At 70.8% G+C, this 19,215-nt stretch carries 16 protein-coding genes; 6 read left to right on the top strand and 10 right to left on the bottom strand.

The features are described 5' to 3' along the window. Positions 1–105: 105 nt before the first annotated feature. Together M4D54_RS07830 and M4D54_RS07825 are read right to left on the bottom strand one after the other, a co-directional pair. Complete coding sequence (locus M4D54_RS07830; RefSeq protein ID WP_259890883.1) at positions 106–1,353, bottom strand: hypothetical protein; 1,248 nt, start codon at positions 1,351–1,353, stop codon at positions 106–108. Positions 1,354–1,363: 10 nt separating this feature from the next. Then, positions 1,364–1,558 (bottom strand): hypothetical protein, encoded by a 195-nt coding sequence (locus M4D54_RS07825; protein ID WP_193865720.1) that lies wholly within the window; start codon positions 1,556–1,558, stop codon positions 1,364–1,366. Between the two features lie 90 nt (positions 1,559–1,648). Here M4D54_RS07825 and M4D54_RS07820 point away from each other — a divergent pair, with 90 nt between their 5' ends. From M4D54_RS07820 to M4D54_RS07805, 4 genes are all read left to right on the top strand, one after another. Continuing rightward, positions 1,649–2,998, top strand: a complete 1,350-nt coding sequence (locus tag M4D54_RS07820; RefSeq protein ID WP_259890882.1) for an MATE family efflux transporter — start codon at positions 1,649–1,651, stop codon at positions 2,996–2,998. A gap of 43 nt (positions 2,999–3,041) precedes the next feature. Beyond that, a complete protein-coding gene (locus M4D54_RS07815) occupies positions 3,042–3,530 on the top strand; it encodes a hypothetical protein (protein ID WP_259890881.1) in 489 nt (162 codons plus the stop codon). Further along, positions 3,527–4,426, top strand: coding sequence for a hypothetical protein (locus M4D54_RS07810; RefSeq protein WP_228019181.1), 900 nt, complete (start codon positions 3,527–3,529; stop codon positions 4,424–4,426). The genes M4D54_RS07815 and M4D54_RS07810 overlap by 4 nt, the downstream gene beginning before the upstream one ends. A gap of 603 nt (positions 4,427–5,029) precedes the next feature. Next, entirely contained in the window at positions 5,030–5,230 is a 201-nt protein-coding gene (locus tag M4D54_RS07805) for a hypothetical protein (protein WP_193865721.1), read from the top strand. Here M4D54_RS07805 and M4D54_RS07800 read toward each other — a convergent pair. The 5 genes from M4D54_RS07800 to M4D54_RS07780 form a co-directional block, all read right to left on the bottom strand. Beyond that, positions 5,187–6,395, bottom strand: a complete 1,209-nt coding sequence (locus M4D54_RS07800; protein WP_193865722.1) for an ATP-binding protein — start codon at positions 6,393–6,395, stop codon at positions 5,187–5,189. The two genes, M4D54_RS07805 and M4D54_RS07800, sit on opposite strands and share 44 nt — an antisense overlap. 66 nt (positions 6,396–6,461) lie before the next feature. Continuing rightward, positions 6,462–7,844 carry a hypothetical protein gene (locus tag M4D54_RS07795; RefSeq protein WP_193865723.1) on the bottom strand — a complete coding sequence of 461 codons (1,383 nt, stop codon included), beginning with the start codon at positions 7,842–7,844 and terminating at the stop codon, positions 6,462–6,464. Positions 7,845–8,182: 338 nt separating this feature from the next. Next, entirely contained in the window at positions 8,183–10,630 is a 2,448-nt protein-coding gene (gene metE, locus M4D54_RS07790) for a 5-methyltetrahydropteroyltriglutamate--homocysteine S-methyltransferase (RefSeq protein ID WP_193865724.1), read from the bottom strand. After that, positions 10,627–11,643 carry a methylenetetrahydrofolate reductase gene (locus M4D54_RS07785; RefSeq protein WP_193865725.1) on the bottom strand — a complete coding sequence of 339 codons (1,017 nt, stop codon included), beginning with the start codon at positions 11,641–11,643 and terminating at the stop codon, positions 10,627–10,629. Before M4D54_RS07785 ends, metE begins: the two co-directional genes overlap by 4 nt. A 195-nt stretch (positions 11,644–11,838) precedes the next feature. Next, positions 11,839–13,362, bottom strand: a complete 1,524-nt coding sequence (locus tag M4D54_RS07780; RefSeq protein ID WP_259890879.1) for an MFS transporter — start codon at positions 13,360–13,362, stop codon at positions 11,839–11,841. Between the two features lie 183 nt (positions 13,363–13,545). On the opposite strand from M4D54_RS07780, the gene M4D54_RS07775 reads away from it, so the two are divergent. Further along, the gene (locus M4D54_RS07775; protein ID WP_193865726.1) at positions 13,546–14,085 is read left to right on the top strand and encodes a TetR/AcrR family transcriptional regulator; all 540 of its coding nucleotides are present in this window, start codon (positions 13,546–13,548) and stop codon (positions 14,083–14,085) included. A gap of 43 nt (positions 14,086–14,128) precedes the next feature. Here the strand turns inward: M4D54_RS07775 and M4D54_RS07770 are convergent, their stop codons facing one another. From M4D54_RS07770 to M4D54_RS07760, 3 genes are all read right to left on the bottom strand, one after another. Then, complete coding sequence (locus M4D54_RS07770; RefSeq protein WP_311199691.1) at positions 14,129–15,214, bottom strand: transglycosylase family protein; 1,086 nt, start codon at positions 15,212–15,214, stop codon at positions 14,129–14,131. A 270-nt stretch (positions 15,215–15,484) separates the two neighbouring features. Continuing rightward, complete coding sequence (locus M4D54_RS07765) at positions 15,485–16,774, bottom strand: hypothetical protein (protein ID WP_259890877.1); 1,290 nt, start codon at positions 16,772–16,774, stop codon at positions 15,485–15,487. Positions 16,775–16,797: 23 nt separating this feature from the next. Continuing rightward, complete coding sequence (locus tag M4D54_RS07760) at positions 16,798–18,234, bottom strand: MFS transporter (protein WP_311199690.1); 1,437 nt, start codon at positions 18,232–18,234, stop codon at positions 16,798–16,800. A gap of 11 nt (positions 18,235–18,245) precedes the next feature. On the opposite strand from M4D54_RS07760, the gene M4D54_RS07755 reads away from it, so the two are divergent. After that, positions 18,246–18,914: a hypothetical protein gene (locus tag M4D54_RS07755; protein ID WP_311199689.1), complete on the top strand. Its 669-nt coding sequence runs from the start codon at positions 18,246–18,248 to the stop codon at positions 18,912–18,914. The last annotated feature ends 301 nt before the right edge of the window (positions 18,915–19,215 follow it).

Below are 19,215 nucleotides of genomic sequence, written 5' to 3'. Positions count from 1 at the left end.
GCAACCTCCGTGGCGGATCCGACGAAGGTGGGTGATTGGTCACCCGTGCGGTTCACGGGCAAGGTGGATCACCCTGCCCGAGCTGCGCCCAGAGACGGAGCACGGTCAGATCTCGGCGCCGAAGGCTCCCAGGCCGATCACGCGAACCATCACTGAGCCGTCCTCGGTTCCCTTGAGGACCAGGTGGAACCCGGCCTGGTTGTAGAACTCCCCCAGGGGAGGGTCCTCATCGTTGCGCAGCAGGCACACGGTGTCACCGGGGAAGGTGTCATAGACCGGTTCGCTCGAACCCGCGACCATGGAGGGGTAGGCGATCTCCGAGCCATCGCGCATGAAATAGCTCTGGTACCACGAGCCATAGCCGTGGTTCTCCCCGAACATGCCCCCTCCGATCACCTCGCAGGACTGCACCTGCGTGCCGGGAGGAACCACATCGGCCCGACCGAAGTCAAGGGTCCCGTCACCGATGGTCGAGAAGTCCGTCTGCCCCTCCACCAGCTCAGGATTCACCTTTCCCTCGACGAAGTACGAGGCGGCCGCATCATCACCGCTGATCAGCAGGTCCACGACGTCCTGGACGTCGCCGATGGCAGGCTCCCGCACATCACCGCCGGGGGTGTGCACCACCACGTCGGTGGAGGTGAAGGCCTCGCCGGTCCACTGCCAGGTCATGGTGGCGGAACCGGACTTCTCGCAGGCGCTGCAGGGCTCGTCCCCGAACAGTTCGATGCCGCCGTGCACGTACGTGAGCGTGGCCCCGGAGACAGTGATGTCCTCGAGATACGGCTTCGGTGAGGCGCCGGGCTGGGGGTAGCCGTCCTCGAGGAGATCGACCCAGCCTGCGAGGTGGAGATCGGGATCGTACGCGGCGATCACGGGGTATGTGTACGAGCCACCGCCGAAGCAGTGCACGACGACGATGGAGAGGGCCTGCCCATCCACCTCCAGTGCGGTGGCCTCCTCCCCGAGCGTGTACGAGCTGGAGGGCGCGTTCCCGGGGGCCTCCCCGTCGACGAACTGCACGGGAGCCGCGGTGGGATCGGTGCCCCCGTGCTCGCCGTCGAAGTACATGTACTCGGCGCATCCCGGAGGAACCATCAGAGCTGAGTTGCGCAATTCGTCCAGTGACGGCGGCGATGGCGGCTCTGAGGTGGTGGGGGCCGGGGTGGATGTCGCGGGGTCGGAGGGCTCGGTGCCGGTTGCCGTTGCACCCTCGTCGGCCTCGGCAGCAGTCGGACCGTCGTCCCCGCCTGAGCGGAGCGGCCCGCAGCCGGCAGCGAATGCCAGCAGCAGACCGCACATGGCGACCACCGCTGTCGCCCTGGCGCTGCCTCGCGCTGATCTGGCGTTCATGGGTGACTCCTCACATCTCGATGGAGACCGAACCGTCGTCGGCCACCAGTACCCGTCCGTCGATGGAGATCACGCTGGGATGCGGCCCGTGCTGGGCGCCCTCAGCGGGGACGTCGCCCTCGGGGGTGAAGTCCGCCAGCACGGCGATCGCTGCCAACAGGCGGCGTCGGCGACGGGATTCGACGCGCTCGGTCGCCCCCGACATGCTCTCCCCCTGCACGGCCATCGGCCCCCCATCGAGATGCTACCGGTGCTGTTGGGATGAATCTACAGCGGGCGTGGGAGACTCGCAGGCATGGCCGATCCCTTCCAGCAGAACCCCGGGGAGGCTCGCCGTCGCGTGGACCGCGACATCCTGCGCCTGGCAGTCCCCAGCCTCGGCGCCCTGGTGGCCCAGCCGCTGTTCGTGATGGTGGATTCCGCGTTCGTGGCCCGGGTGGGGACCGTGTCCCTGGCGGGGCTGGGCCTGGCCTCGGTGGTGGTGACCACGGTGGTGGCGCTGTCGGTGTTCCTCGCCTACTCGACCACGGCCGCCGTCTCCCGGGCCTTCGGCGCGGGCAGGCGCGCCGAGGCCATCGCCCGCGGGATCGACGCCTGCTGGCTGGCACTCGCGATCGGCGCGCTCAGCTGCCTGCTGCTGCTCGCCGCGGGGGATCCGCTGCTGGCCCTGTTCGGGCCGACGGACGAGGTGCTCGCCGAGGCCCGCACCTACCTGCACATCAGCGCCTTCGGCCTGCCGGCCATGCTCGCGGTGCAGGCCGCCACCGGCCTGGTGCGGGGGCTGCAGAAGGCCACCATTCCGCTGGTGGTGGCGGGCATCGGCGCCACCGTGAACGTGCCGCTGAACTGGATCCTCATCTTCGGCCTGGACCTGGGCATCGCCGGGTCCGCCATCGGCACCATCATCGCCGAGTGGGGGATGGCGATCGCCCTGCTCACCGTGGTGGCCCGGGGGGCGAGGCGCAATGGCGTGAGCCTGCGGCCGCAGCTGAAGCAGGTGGCCTCTGCGGGCCGTGACTCGGTGCCGATGTTCGTGCGCACCCTGACCCTGCGCGTGGTGCTGCTGGTCTCCACCTTCGTTGCCACCGACCTGGGGGCGGTGCAGCTGGCCGCCCACCAGCTCGCGCTCACCCTGTTCAACCTGTTCGCCCTGGCCCTGGATGCACTGGCGATCGCCGGTCAGGCCCTGGTTGGCCGGTACCTGGGTGCATCGGACACCGCGACCGTGCGAGCGGTGACCTCGCGCCTGGTCAGCTGGGGCGTGGGCGGCGGTCTGGTGACAGCGGTGCTGCTGCTGGTGGTCTCGTACACGGCCCCGGCGTTGTTCACACCGGACGTGGCGGTGCAGGAGAACCTGCGAGCGGCCCTGTGGGTGCTGATCATCGCCCAGCCCATCGCGGGCTACGTGTTCGTGCTGGATGGGGTGCTGATGGGTGCCGGCGATGCGCCGTACCTGGCCCGGGTGGGTGTGCTCACCATGATCGCGACCCTGCCGGGGGCGGCCTGGGTGGCGTGGACGGACCTGCCGGGGATGTGGGCGCTGACCGGGGTGTGGATCTCCTGCACGCTGGTGTTCATGATCGCCCGCGCGGTCTCTCTGGGGGTGCGTGTGCGGGGCGATGCCTGGATGCGCCTGGGGGCATGAGCGTGCTCGCCGCGGGTCGACGGGGCCGCGCTATGCTCGCGCAATGAGTGAGCGCAGCGCCCCTCCCCGCGCCCACCGCCCCCTCCCCCGTACCCTCCCCACCGTGTCGCGTGCCTGGAGGATCGTGCTGATGCTGGCCCTGATGGCGGTGCTGCTGGCGGGCCAGTTCCTGCGCACCAATGACTTCTTCCCCTTCGGCTCGCTGGACCAGTACTCCAAGGGCACCGATCCGAACGGGCAGGTGGTCAACACGTGCCTGCAGGGTGTGCGCGAGGGGGGCGAGCCCTTCGACATCCCCTTCGGCAACCGGTCCGTGGGAATCCAGCGCGGCGACGTGGAGAACCACCAGCGCGAGATCGTGGCGGACCCGGATCGCCTCGCCCCTCTGGCCGCGGAGTACGACCGCCGCCATCCCGACGAGCCGCCGCTGACGGAGCTGATCCTGTGCCAGCGCATCACCCACCTGAAGGACGGCGCGCCGCACGGGGAGCCGGAGTTCGTCGAAGTGGTGCGCTGGAGGGCGAGCGAATGACGACACCCGCGGCCTCGAGTGCCGACCAGACCGGTCGGGCCACCTCGGAACGCACACCGACCGGCGCGTCGACGCTCCTTGGCCTGCTGATCCCGGCGCTGCCCGCCTCCCGCATCACGGCACTGCGCACGATCGTCTACGCCTTCGTGATCGTGGACGTGCTCCTGATCGCGAACGACGTGCCCTCCCACGCCGGCAACGCGCACTACTACCGGCCGCTGCTGCTGGCCCGCCTGCTGCACCTGCCTCCGGTGACAACCGGGCTCGCGTACGCACTGCTGGTGGTGATCGTGGTGGCGTGCCTAATGGCGATGCTGGGCCGATTTCCACGGATCGCCGGCATGGTGGTGGGCGTCGCCTTCGGGATCTGGATGCTGTACAGCCAGGGCTACGGATACGTGTCGCACGATCATCTGGCGCTGATGGTGGCGGTGTGGGTGCTGCCCACGGTGCCCTCACGCGGCTGGCACGACGACACCCCCAGCGAAGCCGCGGGATGGGCGCTGCGGTGCATCCAGTTGGCGGTGGTCGCCACCTACTTCCTGTCGGTGCTGGTCAAGTGGATCTACTCCGGCTCTCCGATCGCCTGGGCGAACAGCGCGATCCTGGCGTGGGCGGTGGTGCGGCGCGGCTCGATCTTCGTGCAGTGGACGCTGGAGACGCCGTGGATCTTCGTGCCCGCCCAGTGGGCGGCGGTGGCGATGGAGACCCTCTCCCCCGTGGTCCTGTTCCTGCGCGGCAAGGCGCTCTACCTCGCGGTGGCGGTGTTCGTGGGGTTCCATCTGACCACCTTCATCGCCCTGGGAATCCACTTCCTGCCCACTGTGATCTGCTGGGCGGCGTTCCTCCCCATCGAGCGACTGCGGGAACTGCCCGCTCGACTGCGTCGGCGCTGAACCGATCCACAGCCACGCCCCGCCACCGCTCGGGACCGCCACCGCTCGGGACCGCCACCGCTCGGGACCGCCACCGCTCGGGACCGCCACTCGCCTGTCGGCTCAGCCCACACCTCGTCCCACGGGGGATTCCCGCCCGTGCACGCCGGCGAGCCGGAACCCGCTCCAGGTGCGTGCTCGGGGACTGAGAGCGGGGCGCACCTCAGAACCACAATTGGTTCTCAGATGCGCTCCACTCGGGGACTGAGAGCGGGGCGCACCTCAGAACCACAATTGGTTCTCAGATGCGCTCCACTCTCAGTGCCCCAAGCGGGTCACGGAGTCCTCAGCGGGTCACGGAGTCCTCAGCGGGTCACGGAGTCCTCAGCGGGTCACGGGGTCCTCGGCAGGTCACGGAGTCCTCAGCGGGTCACGGAGTCCTCAGCGGGTCACGGAGTCCCCAGCGGGTCACGGAGTCCCCAGCGGGTCACGGAGTCCCCAGCGGGTCACCATGTCGGCCGGCCTGGCGCTGGTGCTCACGCCGCTGCTCACCACGGCTCGGGGCACTGCCCGCGCCCCTGTACGGTCACGGCTCGGCGATCGTTCGTTGGCACCGTGCAGCAGGTGGCCGGAGCCACGGGTGCCGCCGTGATGGTGGCCCTGATGAGCCGGGTCGCGGCCGGGGTCGCCGCCCAGGGCGGCGCCCCGATCGACGGCATCGCCCAGGGCACCTCCCTGGCGTTCCTGATCTCGGCCGGACTGGGTGTGGTGACCGTGGTGATCAGCCTGTTCGTCCGCCGGAACCCCGCGGAGGCCGACGCCTGACCGGCCTGGCAACCCTCGCCGGGCCGTGCGCCAGGGCGGAGCGTCCGCCCTCCTGCCGGCGCAGCAGCGCATCGCGCAGGTACGGCATGGCCAGCTCCACCAGGCCGCGGCCGGCGGGACGGATCATCTCGTCGGCGATCAGGCGTGCCCGGTACACGTTCTGGTTGTTCAGGTCGATGCCCATGCGGCGGGCGATGTCGGCCACCGCGGAGGGGCCGTCGTCCTCGAGCATGGCCATCAGGTAGTCGTTCTTGCGACCGGTGATGTCGCGCAGAGCGGGGCCGTGCACGTTGTGCACCATGGCATCGATCGCGTACTCGCGCGCACCCTCCACGTCCTCCACCTCGATCGTCTCCTCGGTGCCGCTGCGCTGCCAGGCCTCGGCGCCGACCACCTGGATCAGGTACGGGTAGCCCTGGGAGATATCGCCGGCGCGCACGGCCGCCTCGGGGGTGATGTGCTTGTCGGTGTCGGCGACCGTGGTCATGATGACCTGCGCGGCCGTGCCCACGTCCACGCTGCCGATCTCCACCTGGTGGGCGCGGCGCAGGAACGTGGTCTTGGGATTGGCGAGCAGTTCGTCCACGCCCGCCCGCACCCCTGCGGCCACGAAGCCGGCCGCGTGGCCGCGCTGCCCCAGGTCCTGCATGTGCTGGGTGATAACGTGGACCTGCTCCGGATCAGCCGACTGCACCTCGTCCAGCAGCACCAGCAGCCCGCCGCCGCGCAGCGAGGCCAGGGACGCCAGGCGGTCCAGCAGCACCGCCAGCGGCACCTCCTCCTCGTCGTACCGGCTGCTGACCTCCCGCCCCACGCTCGCCCCCGCGCCCATCGCGGTGATGCTCGCGGAGGTGAGGCGGGAGCTGCTCGCCTGGGGATCCAGGTCCCGCAGCACGTGCACGGCGCGGCCGCGCAGCTCCTCGGCCAGGGAGTCCGAGGAGGTGTGCAGCACGATGACCTCCCAGCCCACCTCCTCGGCGACGTCGTGGAACTGGGACAGCAGCACCGTCTTGCCCACACCGCGGGCACCGGAGATCAGCACGGAGCGATGGCCGGCCGGGCGGGTGCCCTCCAGGGCCTCGGTGAAGTCCTCCACCGGGGTGCCCTGCATGGCCAGCACCGGCGGAGTGAGCCCGAAGCCGGGGGTGAACGGGTTGCGGTCCATCGGGCCTCCTGCGGCGGGACGTGCAGTCGTCGCGGCCAGCGTACCCACCCGATGCGCTACATGCTGTTACGGAGTGTTACTTGCAGCGGTCTCGGCCCGTCGGAGCCGCTCAGAACGACGGAACCAGCCCAACAGCACCCCGGGCACGAAGCGGTCCACCAGCGGGGCCACGAAGCGGGCCAGCAGCTCCACGATCGCGCCGATCACGAAGGCCACCAGCGGCATCCACGCACCCAGGGCCAGCGCGAATGCACCATCGCCCAGCATTCCCATCTCCACCCGCACACTGGTCCACACCAGCGCCAGCAGCACCAGCGAGCACACGAAGTAGGCGACGGGCAGGGCGATCCAGGAGGCGATCACACCCATGGCGTTGTCCTTGGCGATCACCCGATCGCGGTTCCACAGCAGGGGGATCGCCAGCAGCACCAGCACAGCGAACAGCACCATCGGAATCCACACGTACCAGGGCAGGTCGAAGAACCACAGGAACTCGTCGAGCTGCCCGCTGCCGAAGTCACCGAGGTCTCCGCGCGTGGTCACGTGCACCGGGACGAGCAGCATCCCCAGGCCGACGAGCACGCCCAGCCCGGTGAGCCCCCAGACCGGCAGCAGCAGGAACAGGGAGAGCGCGGTGTCGACCTCCCCGTCGACGGCCATCCGGATCGCGCTGACCGCCGCTGCCATCACACCGACGGGGATCGCGAAGGTCAGGGCGTGCACCAGTGCCAGGCGGGGTGCAGCCGCGAGATCCGCGACCAGCGGCCACCAGGACGGCTTGGTGCTGCCGGCCAGGTGGCCCAGGAACAGCGCCAGCCCGCTCAGCAGCCAGGTGCCCATGAACATGTCCGCCCCGGCCGCGTGCATGGACATCGACATCCCCACCGAGTCGTCGACGAAGGCGAAGGCCGTGACACGGGTGACCAGCAGTGCGACCGCCGCCAGCGCGAAGCCGGAGACCCCCGACCACAGCAGGGCACCGAGCGGGCCGTTGGAGCTCCAGCGGCCGCTGCCCCAGCGGCGCTGGACGAACCGGGCACCGAGGAAGGCCGTCGCCGTCAGCGCCACCGTGATCAGCAGCGGCATCCCCCGCCATCCGGCCTCCATGCTCCCGAGGAAGCCCAGGTCGAGCTCCATGCCATAGGAGCCGAAGGTGCCCAGGGCCACCAGCTGGAACGGGATGCCCAGCAGGCCCACGATCACCCGCCATCCGTCCCCCGGGGAGGCACCCGAGCCACCGCCGGGACCTGACGGAGCACCGAGCGGATCGGTGCCGCCGCTCGGGATGTCGTTGGGCCCGCCGGTGAGGGCAGCCAGGAACAGCGAGGCCAGCACCACCAGTGCGGCGCCGAGGGCGGCGATGTAGGCCAGAGCTCCGACGACGAAGGTGGGCAAGGGGTTGCCGATGCCGATCCGGCGCAGCGCGCTCCCGGCCTGCGCCGCGGACATCGTGCCCGCACCTGCGGTGGCGCCGGGCGCCGCGGGGCTCCCGCAGGCGGAACCAGAGTAAGGGTCAGGGCTCCCGGAGGCGGAACCAGAGTAAGGGTCAGGGCTCCCGGAGGCGGAACCAGAGTAAGGGTCGGGGCTCCCGGAGGCGGAGCCGGCGGAAGAATCGTGGATGTAGCCCGACTGGTTCGGATCCGACATGGGTGCACCTCTCACGCCTGGTGATCGTGGGCGCGGCCCGTGCACCCCCTGCAAGTGAGCCTATCCGGCCGCCAGGGCGGGGTGGGCGCCCGCGGCGCGGGACACCCCGCGCCGTTCCAGAACCGGGCGCCCACCCGACATCACGCCAGCGCCGCGACCTGCGCCCTCACCTGTCGCGTGGCCTCCACCAGGTTGCGCAGGCTGGCCTCCGTCTCGCGGTAGCCGCGGGTCTTCAGGCCGCAGTCGGGGTTGGCCCACAGGGCGCGCGGACCGATGGCCTCCTGGGCATGCTGGAGCAGCTCGACGATCTCCTCGGTGGAGGGGACCCGCGGGGAGTGGATGTCCCACACGCCCGGACCGATGCCGCGCTCGAAGCGTTCGGGGTCGATCGCGTCCACCACCTCGCCGCGGGAGCGGGCCGACTCGATGCTGGTCACGTCGGCGTCGAGACCGTCGATCGCGTCGATGACCTCGTTGAACTCGCTGTAGCACAGGTGAGTGTGGATCTGCGTGCCGTCGGCCGCCCCGGCGGTGGCGATGCGGAAGGACTCGACAGACCAGCGCAGGTAGGCGTCCTGGTCGGCGCGGCGCAGGGGCAGCAGTTCGCGCAGGGCGGGCTCGTCCACCTGGACGATGCCGATGCCGGCGGCTTCGAGGTCCGCGATCTCCTCGCGCAGGGCCAGGGCCACCTGGGTGGCGGTCTGCGCCAGCGGCTGGTCATCACGCACGAAGGACCAGGCCAGGATGGTCACGGGACCGGTGAGCATGCCCTTGACGGGCTTGCTGGTGAGGGACTGGGCGTAGGCGGACCACTCCACGGTGATCGGCTCGGGCCGGGACACGTCCCCGAACAGGATGGAGGGGCGCGTGCAGCGGGAGCCGTAGGACTGCACCCAGCCGTGCTCGGTGACCACGAAGCCGTCCAGGTGCTCGGCGAAGTACTGGACCATGTCGTTGCGCTCGGCCTCGCCGTGCACCAGCACGTCCAGCCCCAGCTTCTCCTGCAGGGCGATCACCCGGGCGATCTCCTCCCGCATCGCCTGGCGGTAGCCGCTCGCATCCAGGCGACCGGCGCGGTGGTCGGCGCGAGCGCGGCGCACCTCAGCCGTCTGCGGGAAGGAGCCGATGGTGGTGGTGGGGAGCACCGGCAGGTCCAGGGCCTGCTCCTGCGCCGCCCTTCGGGCACTGAAGGGCGAGCGCGTGGACGCGTCGGGGCCCAGTGCCGCCACCCGCTCCCGCACTGACTCATCGTGCACACCCGCAAAGTCGCGCGGTACCGAGCGAGGACCGTCGACGTCGCCGGGGACCACGCCCCCGGATGCCAGGAGCACAACCTCGGCCACCTTCTCGTCGGCAAAGGCGAGCGTGGCGCGCAGCGCGGCATCCAGCGCGTTCTCGCGGTCCAGGCTGTGCGGAACGTGCTGGAGGGACACGCTGGTGGCCACGGAGACGGTGCGCTCGTCCCCTCCGGCGGTGCGCACCAGGTCACGCAGCGCGTCCAGGCGGGCGGCGGCCGTGGGCAGCTCGGTGCGCCACACGGTGCGACCCTCCACCAGGCCCGCCACCAGGGCGGTCTCTCCGATGCCGGTCAGCTGCTCGGCGGTGGGCAGGTCACCGCGAGTGAGGTCGAGGTGCACGGCTTCGGCGCCGGTGGACAGGAGGGCGGGCAGGTGATCGCCGATGCCGCCGTAGGGGGTGGTCACCAGGATCTGCGGGCGCTGGGCGAGGGAGGCGAGGCGGCCGACGGAGCGCTGCAGCGCCCGGGCGATCACGTCGTCGACGTCCCCCGCTCCCCCGTCGCTTCGGGCCGCCGCACTGCTCGCTCCCCCATCGCTCTGGGCCGCCGCACTGCCTGCTCCCTCGTCGCGCGCGGCCGACGGGCCGGCGACGAGGTCGATGTCGGTGGCCAGGATGGGCTCATCCACCTGCACCCAGGGCGCGCCGGCATCGGCCAGACGCTCGAGCACCTCGGCGTACACCGCGACGGCGTCGTCCAGGCGATCCAGGGGCGTGAAGCCCTCGGGGGCGCCGTCCTCGGCCTTCGCCAGCAGCAGCAGGGTGAGGGGGCCCACCAGCACCGGGCGGGTGGTGGTGCCGGCGGCGAGCGCCTCGGTGAACAGGTCGATGACCTGGGTGGAGGCCAGGTGCAGGTCGGTGTCAGGACCGATCTCGGGCACCAGGTAGTGGTAGTTCGTGTCGAACCACTTGGTCATCTCCAGAGGAGGCCGCTGGGCATCGCCGCGGGCCAGGGTGAAGTACCCATCGGTGCCGATCCGTCCGTCGGCATCGAGCACATCGGCGAAGCGCCCGGGGATCGCGCCGATGGTGACAGCGGCGTCGAGCACCTGGTCGTACAGCGAGAAGGTCTCCGGGATCGCCGCGGGGGCATCCAGGCCCAGGCCCGTGAGGCGCTCGCGGGTGGCGGTGCGCAGGGCCGCGGTGCGGCGGTCGAGCTCGGTGCGGTCGATGCGGCCGGCCCAGTAGGCCTCCTCGGCCTTCTTCAGCTCGCGGTCAGGGCCGATCCGGGGGTAGCCGACGATGGTGGCGGCGGGCAGCGGGGCAGCAGTGGGCGGCGGCGTGGTGGTCATCGGGGGTCTCCTGTGTGGCGTGTGTCGGTGGTGGTCCACTGGCCCAGGTCGAGGGCCTCGAGCACGTCGAGTGCTTCGGCGTGGCGGTTGAAGGTGTACAGATGCAGGCCGGGCGCGCCGGCGTCGAGCACCCCGCGGATCAGATCGACGGTGAAGCGGGTGCCGATGCGGCGGCGGTCGGTCTCGTCACGGGCGGTCTCCAGGGCGTGCAGCAGCTCGCGGGGGGCGTGCACACCGGAGAGCTCCGCGAGGCGCTGCAGGCGTGCGGGGTCGGTGGCGGGGACGAAGCCGGGCACCAGCGGGATGTCGACGCCGGCGCGGCGGGCCCGGGCCACCAGGTCGCAGTAGGCGGCGGGGTCGAAGAACACCTGGGTGATCGCGAAGTCGGCACCGGAGCGGGCCTTGGAGACCAGCACCTCGATGTCGTGCTGACGGGTGGGGGACTCGGGATGGCGCACCGGGTAGGCGGCCACTCCCACGGCGATGCGTCCGCCGGCCAGCAGGGCGCTGCGGTCGCGCTCCACCTCGCGGATCAGCTCGACGAGGTAGCGGGCGAAGGGGAACTCGTCCTCCTCCGGCACGTGATCCTCGGGGACGTCGCCGCGCAGGGCGAGGATGCCGCGCACGCCGCGGTCCAGCAGGGCCTCGATGCCTGCCACCAGGTGCTGGCGGCGGGCGCCCACGCTGGTGAGGTGGACGAGGGGACGCAGGCGGGTCTCCCCCAGCACGTGGTCGGTCAGTTCGAGCACCCGGGCGAAGTTCTGGTAGCCGGTGCGGGAGGTGACCGAGACGTAGTCGGGGGCGGTCTGCTCCAGCTGCGCGACGGTCTGCTGGAGGCGCTCGAACGAGGCTCCGCTGCGGGCGGGGAACAGTTCGTAGCTCAGGGCGGGCCGTCGCCGCGGGGGCGCGTCGAGCAGGGCGACGGCTGATGTGCCGGTGGCAGCTGCGGGGGCAGTGGATGCGGTGACGGGAGGCGCGGTGGCAGGGGGTGTGACGAGCTTCGTTGGTGGCATGCTCAGGAAGCTAGGACCGCTCAGCCGCTGCTCGGAAGAAACATGAGCGCCTGTGAACCTGTGCGTCATGTGCGGGGCCGTGGCCGACGCATGCGTTCATGCGTTGGTCACGCACAGGGCCCTGTCCAGCCGCGGGGACGTGGCTCGTTCGCGGACCGTGGCGCGCATGGTCCGACGCGCGCCCAGATCGCGTCGTCAGTCCGTGGCGCGCAGGGTGCGATGGGCGATCACGGCGGCCAGCACCATCAGTGCAGCGCCGATGCCGCTGGTGATCACCACACCGGAGTCGAAGGCGTGGCGCGCGGAGTCGAGCATCGGCCCGGCCACCGATGCCGGCAGCTGCTCGGCGACCGCAGTGGCCCCACCCAAGGTCTCCGACGCGGCAGCCTGCTGGGACGCCGTCAGCTCGGCGGGCAGCTGGACGTGGCTGCGGTAGGCGTAGTTGAGCAGGCTGCCCAGCACGGCGGTGCCGAGGACGGCACCGGTCTCGTAGGCGGTCTCGGAGATCGCGGAGGCGGCCCCGGCCTTCTCGGCGGGGACGGCCGAGAGGATCAGGTCGTTGCTGATGGTCTCGGCGCCACCCACTCCGGCGCCCAGCAGGGCGAAGGCGATCAGCAGCATGAGATCCGAGCCCCAGGACCCGGTCACTGCGGCGATCGTGAAGGCCACGCCGTTCAGCAGCAGGCCGACGGTGACGACAGCGGCGGGCGAGACGTGCCGCACCAGGCGCACCACCGCCAGGCCCGCGACGATCGTGACCAGCAGTCCGGGCAGCAGCACCATGCCGGCCTCCATCGGGCTGCGGCCGCTGACCAGCTGCAGGTGCTGGGAGATGAAGTAGAGGAATCCCACCATGGAGAACACGCTCAGCAGGTTCGCGGTGACGGCGCCGGTGAACACGGGACGCGTGAACAGGGTGACGTCCAGCATCGGCTCCCCGCGGCGCAGCTGACGACGCACGAAGGCGATGCCCGCCAGGATCGCCACTGCGGCCGCCGCCACGGGCAGCACGCCCATTCCGGTGGTGGCGAAGGTCTTGATCGCGTACACCAGCGGGGTCATGGTCGCCAGCACCAGCAGTACGCTCAGCGGATCCACGGGCCCGGGGGTGGGGTCCTTGGACTCGGGGATCAGGAGCGGCCCCAGGATCAGCAGGGGCAGCATCACCGGCACTGCCAGCAGGAACACCGAGCCCCAGGCGAAGTGCCCCAGCAGGAAGCCGCCCACGATCGGCCCCAGTGCCGCTCCCCCGGAGAAACCGGCCGCCCAGATGGCGATCGCGGTGCGGCGCTCGGTGGCGTCGGTGAAGATGTTGCGGATCAGGGAGAGGGTGGCGGGCATCAGCATCGCGCCGAAGAAGCCCATCAGGGCGCGGGCGGCGATGAGGGTGGGGGCGTCCTGGGAGAACGCGGCCAGCGCCGAGATCACGGTGAAGCCGCTGCCGCCGAGCAGCAGCAGGCGGCGGCGGCCGATGCGGTCCCCGAGGCTGCCCATGGGCACCAGCAGCCCGGCAAGGACCAGCGGGTACACGTCCACGATCCACAGCAGCTGCTGCCCGGTAGGGGCCAGGGCCTCGGAGATCGCGGGCAGGGCGAAGGACAGCACGGTGTTGTCCACCGCCACCAGCAGCACCGGCAGCATCAGCACTGCGAGCGCCCACCAGCGCGCGCCCGGCCTGTCGTGGCGCGTGGTGGCGGTGCGGGCGGGGGCGGGCAGCACAGGAACCTCCGGGGTCGTGGTGGGACGGATCCTCGTCCGCGGCCTCCACGGACACCGCCGAAACTAAACCGTCCAGACGGTACAGTCAATCGGGCGGAGCCGCGCTGTGACCGGCATGGCAGAGCGCTCCACACCACTTGCCCCAGCGTCCTTACGCACCGTCGCTGCCAGTACGGTTGAGGCATGTCCGCCCGTGATGCCGTGCTCGACGCCTACCAGGCCATGCTCCTGGAGGATGGGCAGCGTGCCACCACCCTGGAGGCGGTCGCGGCCCGAGCAGGGGTGTCCAAGGGCGGGCTGCTCTACCACTTCAAGTCCAAGGAAGCGCTGGCCGAGGGCCTCATCGAGCGCCTGGACGCCCTGGTGGTCCAGGACCTGGAGGAGATGCGCACCGCCGAGGACGGCCCCTCCCGCCACTACGTGCGCACCTCGGTGTGGACCGATTCGGCGTTGGATCGTGCCCTGGTGGCCGTGGCGCACCTGGCCCAGGAGTCCCATCCAGGGGCGCGGGCCGCGATGGCGCGCGCCCGGGACGAGTGGCTGGCGCAGATCCGCGAGGAGGTCGGCTCGCCGGCGATCGCCCACGCGATCCTGCTGATCGGCGACGGTCTCTACTTCGACGCCGCTCTGACCGGGGGGTCCCTGTCCACGCAGGTGGCGCAGGTGGCCGTGGACGAACTGCTGCCCGTCATCGACCACCTGCTGGAGCTCGGCCGGCGCTGATGCCCCGCACCGCACTCAACCGCACCAAACTCGACGGACGCAGTCAGTGGGCGTTGAGGTACTCCTGGAGCGCCTTGACGGTGGCGTAGTTGGTGCGGAAGTCCCACACGCCGTTGTTGCCGTGGCCGATGGCGGCGCGCAGCTTGCGCGTGGTCTCCGCCCCGATCTTGCCGTCGGCACGTGCGCCGACCTTGGACTGCAGGGCCTTGATGTCTCCGGTGGAGAGGCGGCCGTCCTGGCCGACACCGATCCAGGCCTCCAGGGCGCGGGTGGTCTTGGGGCCGAACTTGCCGTCGACCACGAGGTCGGCGCTGGAGGAGCCACCGGGGGCCGGCGCGGGGGCCGGTGCCGGTGCGGCTGCTGCGGGGGCTCCACTGTTGAGGTAGCTCTGCAGCGCCGAGACGGTGGCGTGATTGGTGCGGAAGTCCCACACGCCGTTGCTGCCCAGGCCGATCGCGGCACGAAGCTTGCGGGTGGTCTCCGCCCCGATCTTCCCGTCGGCACGCGCGCCGACCTTGGACTGCAGGGCCTTGATGTCCCCGGTGGAGAGGCGACCGTCCTGGCCGACACCGATCCAGGCCTCCAGGGCGCGGGCGGTCTTGGGGCCGAACTTGCCGTCCACCACCAATGCACCGGAGCTCGGAGCGGGAGTGCTGCCGCGATCCTCACCACGGGAAGCGGCCGAGCCGCCACCGGGCCGGGCGTTCGGATCGGCCCCGCCGTTGGTTCGGGTCAGGCCGGCACGCTTGCCGCAGACGGGCCAGGCGCCGGGGCCCTGCTCGTGCAGGGTGCGCTTGGCAACGGCGATCTGCTCGGCCTTGGTGGCCTGATGCGCCTGCGAGCCGTACTCGGTGCCGCCGAAGGCCCGCCATGTGGAGGGATAGAACTGCAGGCCGCCGTAGTAGCCGTTGCCGGTGTTGATCGACCAGTTGCCGCCGGACTCGCACTGGGCGACCTTGTCCCACACGGAGTCGTCGGCGCTGGCCATGCCTGCCCCTGTGAGGCTGAGCCCTGCCGCCACCACGGCGCCGCCGGTGGCGGCTGCGATCTTGGGGGCCACGCGAGCACCGCGGAAGTAGACGGCACCGCCCTCGGCGCGATGGGTGGGGGTACGGCGGGGATCGGACATGGAGAGGCTCCTGGGGGAAGGGGCGGGGCCTGCCGGGGAGGGCAGGGCCCGCTCGATCAGGCGGGGGACAGCGGATCAGGCGGGGGACAGCGGGGTGATGCATCACGCAGTTCGATCCGCCAGCGACGCCGCTGGGAGGTCGGACCTTCTCACAGTGCCTGCAAAGTGCCGACTTCGGTAGTGCCTCCCCTTGCCTTGCCACCGAATTTTGCGCGCTTTTTACGCAGGTCAGAGGCGATTCAGAATGACATCGATGTGATTCGGGGCGGGTCACGCGCAGTCGACTGCTCCCGTCACCGCATCCGCCGAGACCGAGCCCTGCCCCGTCTCGGAGTCGTAGCAGACGACCACTCCGTACCGCCCACTCGCCCCCAGCACGATGGCGTGGAGACCGCCTCCCGAGTCCTGGAACACCAGTGCGCTCACCTCGAAGTCCACGGTGATCGACTCCTGGGCGGTGCCGCCTGGCCCAGCGTGCGGGGTGAAGCGTGCACTGCCACCGGTCCCGACGACGTCGAACCCTCCGTTGAGCGCAGGCGTGATCTCCAGCTGCGGCTGCTCGAGGATCTCCCAGGTCCCGCCCGAGGGCTGCCCGGCCTCCCGCTCCCCCATCGGTACCGAGAAAGGGCAGGGTTCGGGCTGGCGCGCCTGGCTGTGGGCACAGTCCTCGAGGTGGGATGAGACCTGCTGATCGATGTCCTGTCGGCCCGCCTCGGTGATGTCGTAGCCCACCAGCTCCTGGACCCGGATGTAGCGCGCCTCGGCCCCGAGGGACGGCAGCACGGTGATCTCGAGGGGAAGCGGTGCGACCAGCTCGCCCCTGTCGGGAAGGGCGATCTCGTAGGTGCCGGGCAGGAGCTGGAGCACCGTCTCGTACTGCCCGTCCACGGTGGGGCGACGCACGCGGTCCATGGCCATGGTGGTGCCGTTGACCAGGAGCTCCTCCGCGAAGGGCGGCACGAGCAGCTCCACCGTCCCGTAGTCCACGGGATCCATGCGCCATTCCAGCGGGCTGTAGAAGTTCCGGGAGCGGCCGGTGAGGGTGACAGTGGACTCGTACTGGTGGGTGCCGTTGTCGAGCAGCACGATGGCAGTCGCGCTCTCCCCCTCCGTGCGGACCTCCAGCACCTCGTAGTCCTGCACCCGATCGGTGGCGGCGGAGTAGACCTCATCGGTCATGGCCGCGGTGCCGGGCCCGCTGCCGGTGGAGGTGTGCTCGCGCAGGGTGGCCGTGTCACCTAAGACCAGGGCATCGAGGTACTCGCGCACCGTCGCCTCCGGACCCCGGCCGCGGTTCAGCAGCGCGGGCAGGACGATCCCGAGGCCGATCACCAGGGCCAGCACGGCAGCAATGGCGATCAGCCGACGTCGGGACTTCTCTTTCCCCGCTCCGCCGGCATGGCCCTCCGGCTCGGTTCGCGTCTGTGCCCGGGCGGACGTGCCGCTGGCGGGGCGGTCCGCGGGGCCGGGCACCTCGTCCCACCCGGCGGGGATGCCGGATGCGTCGTCCCACCCGGTGGGGATGATGCGCGCGTGGCCCCGTTGCCTGCGCCTGCTCATGTCGTGCTGTCCCCCGGTTCTTCTCACAAAGCGCCCGGCTGGGCCTTCTCACGGGCCCGGTCATGGATGCTCACGCCCATCGCGATCACGGTCAGCACCATGATGACCACCAGGGCGATCATGAACGCCTCGAGCCATTCGGTGCCGGACTCGGTCAGCGAGAAGATCACGCCGGGGATCATGGCGGTGCCCAGGGCTGCACCCACGCGCTGCCCCAGCTGCAGGATGCCGCCGGCCACGCCGCCGTAACGGGGGTCCACGGAGTTCAGGGTGAGGGTCTGGTTCGGCGAGATGGTCATGCCGTTGCTGAGTCCCATGAGCGTCAGCGGGACGGCCAGGAGCCAGAAGGAGATCGCGCCCGACTCGACGGGACCGACCAGCAGGGCGGTGCCGCCCAGGCCGGCGAGCGCCACGGCGAAGCCGTAGATGACCATGCGGCGGCCCAGGGCGAGCACATACCGCCCGGCGATCTGCGAGGAGACGGCTGCCGCCATGGCCGAGGGCAGTCCCAGCAGGGAGGCCTCGAACGCGGTGTGGTCCAGGTGCATCTGCAGGTACAGCGGGACGATGATCCAGATGCTGGTAGAGCCCAGGAAGTACACCGAGACGATGAGGATGCCGTTGCGGAACGCCTTGTTGGCGAAGATCGCGGGGTCCACCATCGGGGGGCGGCCAATGCGCTTGTAGCGCTGCTCCCAGCCCCACCACAGGCCCACCAGCAGCAGTCCCACGGGGAAGGCCAGCCAGATCAGGGCGTTCACGCCGCGCTCCAGGAACGGCAGCATGATGCACAGGATCGCCACGGACAGCAGGATCGTGCCCACCGGGTCGAGGTCCGCGCGTCGGCCGGTGCGGGAGGCGCGGTCGTCGGGCAGGTAGTGGAAGGCGCCCAGGATGGCGAGCACGCCGATGGGGACGTTCATGAAGAACATCCAGCGCCAGCCCTGGTCGGGCCCCAGGATCTGGATCAGCAGGCCGCCGATCACGGGGCCGACGGCCGTCGCGACGGCCACGGTGGTGGCCAGGAACGCGAAGGCCCGGGCGCGGGCCTGCCCACGGAAGTGCTGCTGGATCAGGCCGACCGTCTGCGGGTTCAGCAGGCCCGAACCGATGCCCTGCAGGATGCGGGAGACGTTGAGGATCTCCACGCTGGGCGCGAAACCGGAGAGCAGGGAGCCCAGGGTGAAGATCCCGATGCCTATCACGAGCATGCGACGCCTGCCGGTGGCATCGCCCGCGCGTCCGGCCGGCACCAGCAGCATGCCGAAGGCGAGGGCGTACCCGGAGATCACCCACTGCAGGCCGCCGGAGCTCGCGTCCAGGCTCTCGCCGATGGCGGTCAGCGCCACGTTGATGACGCTCACGGCAACAAGTGCCATGAACAGTGGGGCGAGGAGGACGGCGAGCAGGGGCTTGCGCCGCACCGGGGGCTGAGCGGCGGGATGGGCGGCGGAACTCACCTGTGCAGGATATGCCTCGGGCGCCGACTAAGCGTGTGAGGGGGCGCGCGAGGTGGAGCGGGCCGAGCCGCCAGTTGCGCCGCACGGACCAACCGCCGCCATACTCGAGCATGGCCTCCTTGCCCTTCTCGATCCTCATGGTGTGCACCGGTAATGTGTGCCGGTCACCGTTCGCCGAAGCACTGCTGAGACGCCGACTTGCAGGGAGCGGCGTGGCGGGAGTCGAGGTGCGCTCCAGGGGAACGATGGCGCTGGTAGGAGCGCCGGTGGCCGCCGAGATGCTGCCGGAGTTCGCACGGTTCGGCCTCTCGCCCGACGGGCTGGTCGGGGCGCAGCTGGATCAGGCTGCCGCGGTGCGTGCCGATCTGATCGTGACGATGAGCAAGCGGCAGCGGGCGTGGATCATCGAGGAATGGCCCGCAGTAGGGCTACGCACGGTGATGCTCACCTCAACCGGTGCGCTGGCTGACTCCGGCGCGTCAGCGGACTCACCCCCCGGCGTGGGCGCAGGAGCGCATCGGGCCGGGATCCGCGCCTGGGCGCGGTCGGGTGCGCAGCTTTCGGCCGCCGACGTGCTGGATCCCTACGGCCGGTCCCCTGAGGTGGCGCGCCGATCGGCCGACGTGATCGCGGGGCACGTCGCAGAGCTCGGCCGGTGGCTGGGCACAGGTGATACCTGAGGGCCAGCACACCAGCGTAATTCCCGGACGCGCGTTGCCCAGCACAGCGGCGCAGTGATCGAACCAGCTCGGCTCAGCGGTACAGCCGGATGGGCAGGGCCTTCTTAATGCCCGCGTAGGGCGGTTAGATGTAGTTGGTCATGACGTTGTCGACGCCGGTGCGGAGGCGTGAGGCCGGGGGCTGATCGCCGCGGGCGGTGTGGGGCCGGGGGCTGATCGCCGCAGGCGGTGTGGGGCCGATGGACTCTTCTATGTCTGTCAAGCCGTGGTCGGCGCCGCGTGGAGCGCCTCGAGAGTTCGA

It is taken from the genome of Brachybacterium sp. p3-SID1565 (assembly GCF_025143785.1).
Classification (GTDB): Bacteria; Actinomycetota; Actinomycetes; order Actinomycetales; family Dermabacteraceae; genus Brachybacterium; species Brachybacterium epidermidis.
This window is presented reverse-complemented; position numbering and strand designations above follow the sequence as displayed.

What these genes read in the sequence shown, in the direction of transcription:
- metE (WP_193865724.1), bottom strand. Translation starts at nt 10,630, where the DNA reads ATGACCACCACGCCGCCGCCCACTGCTGCCCCGCTGCCCGCCGCCACC.
- M4D54_RS07820 (WP_259890882.1), top strand. Translation starts at nt 1,649, where the DNA reads ATGGCCGATCCCTTCCAGCAGAACCCCGGGGAGGCTCGCCGTCGCGTG.
- M4D54_RS07775 (WP_193865726.1), top strand. Translation starts at nt 13,546, where the DNA reads ATGTCCGCCCGTGATGCCGTGCTCGACGCCTACCAGGCCATGCTCCTG.
- M4D54_RS07810 (WP_228019181.1), top strand. Translation starts at nt 3,527, where the DNA reads ATGACGACACCCGCGGCCTCGAGTGCCGACCAGACCGGTCGGGCCACC.
- M4D54_RS07755 (WP_311199689.1), top strand. Translation starts at nt 18,246, where the DNA reads ATGCCTCGGGCGCCGACTAAGCGTGTGAGGGGGCGCGCGAGGTGGAGC.
- M4D54_RS07795 (WP_193865723.1), bottom strand. Translation starts at nt 7,844, where the DNA reads ATGTCCGCGGCGCAGGCCGGGAGCGCGCTGCGCCGGATCGGCATCGGC.
- M4D54_RS07830 (WP_259890883.1), bottom strand. Translation starts at nt 1,353, where the DNA reads ATGAACGCCAGATCAGCGCGAGGCAGCGCCAGGGCGACAGCGGTGGTC.
- M4D54_RS07815 (WP_259890881.1), top strand. Translation starts at nt 3,042, where the DNA reads ATGAGTGAGCGCAGCGCCCCTCCCCGCGCCCACCGCCCCCTCCCCCGT.
- M4D54_RS07825 (WP_193865720.1), bottom strand. Translation starts at nt 1,558, where the DNA reads ATGTCGGGGGCGACCGAGCGCGTCGAATCCCGTCGCCGACGCCGCCTG.
- M4D54_RS07785 (WP_193865725.1), bottom strand. Translation starts at nt 11,643, where the DNA reads ATGCCACCAACGAAGCTCGTCACACCCCCTGCCACCGCGCCTCCCGTC.
- M4D54_RS07765 (WP_259890877.1), bottom strand. Translation starts at nt 16,774, where the DNA reads ATGAGCAGGCGCAGGCAACGGGGCCACGCGCGCATCATCCCCACCGGG.
- M4D54_RS07800 (WP_193865722.1), bottom strand. Translation starts at nt 6,395, where the DNA reads ATGGACCGCAACCCGTTCACCCCCGGCTTCGGGCTCACTCCGCCGGTG.
- M4D54_RS07770 (WP_311199691.1), bottom strand. Translation starts at nt 15,214, where the DNA reads ATGTCCGATCCCCGCCGTACCCCCACCCATCGCGCCGAGGGCGGTGCC.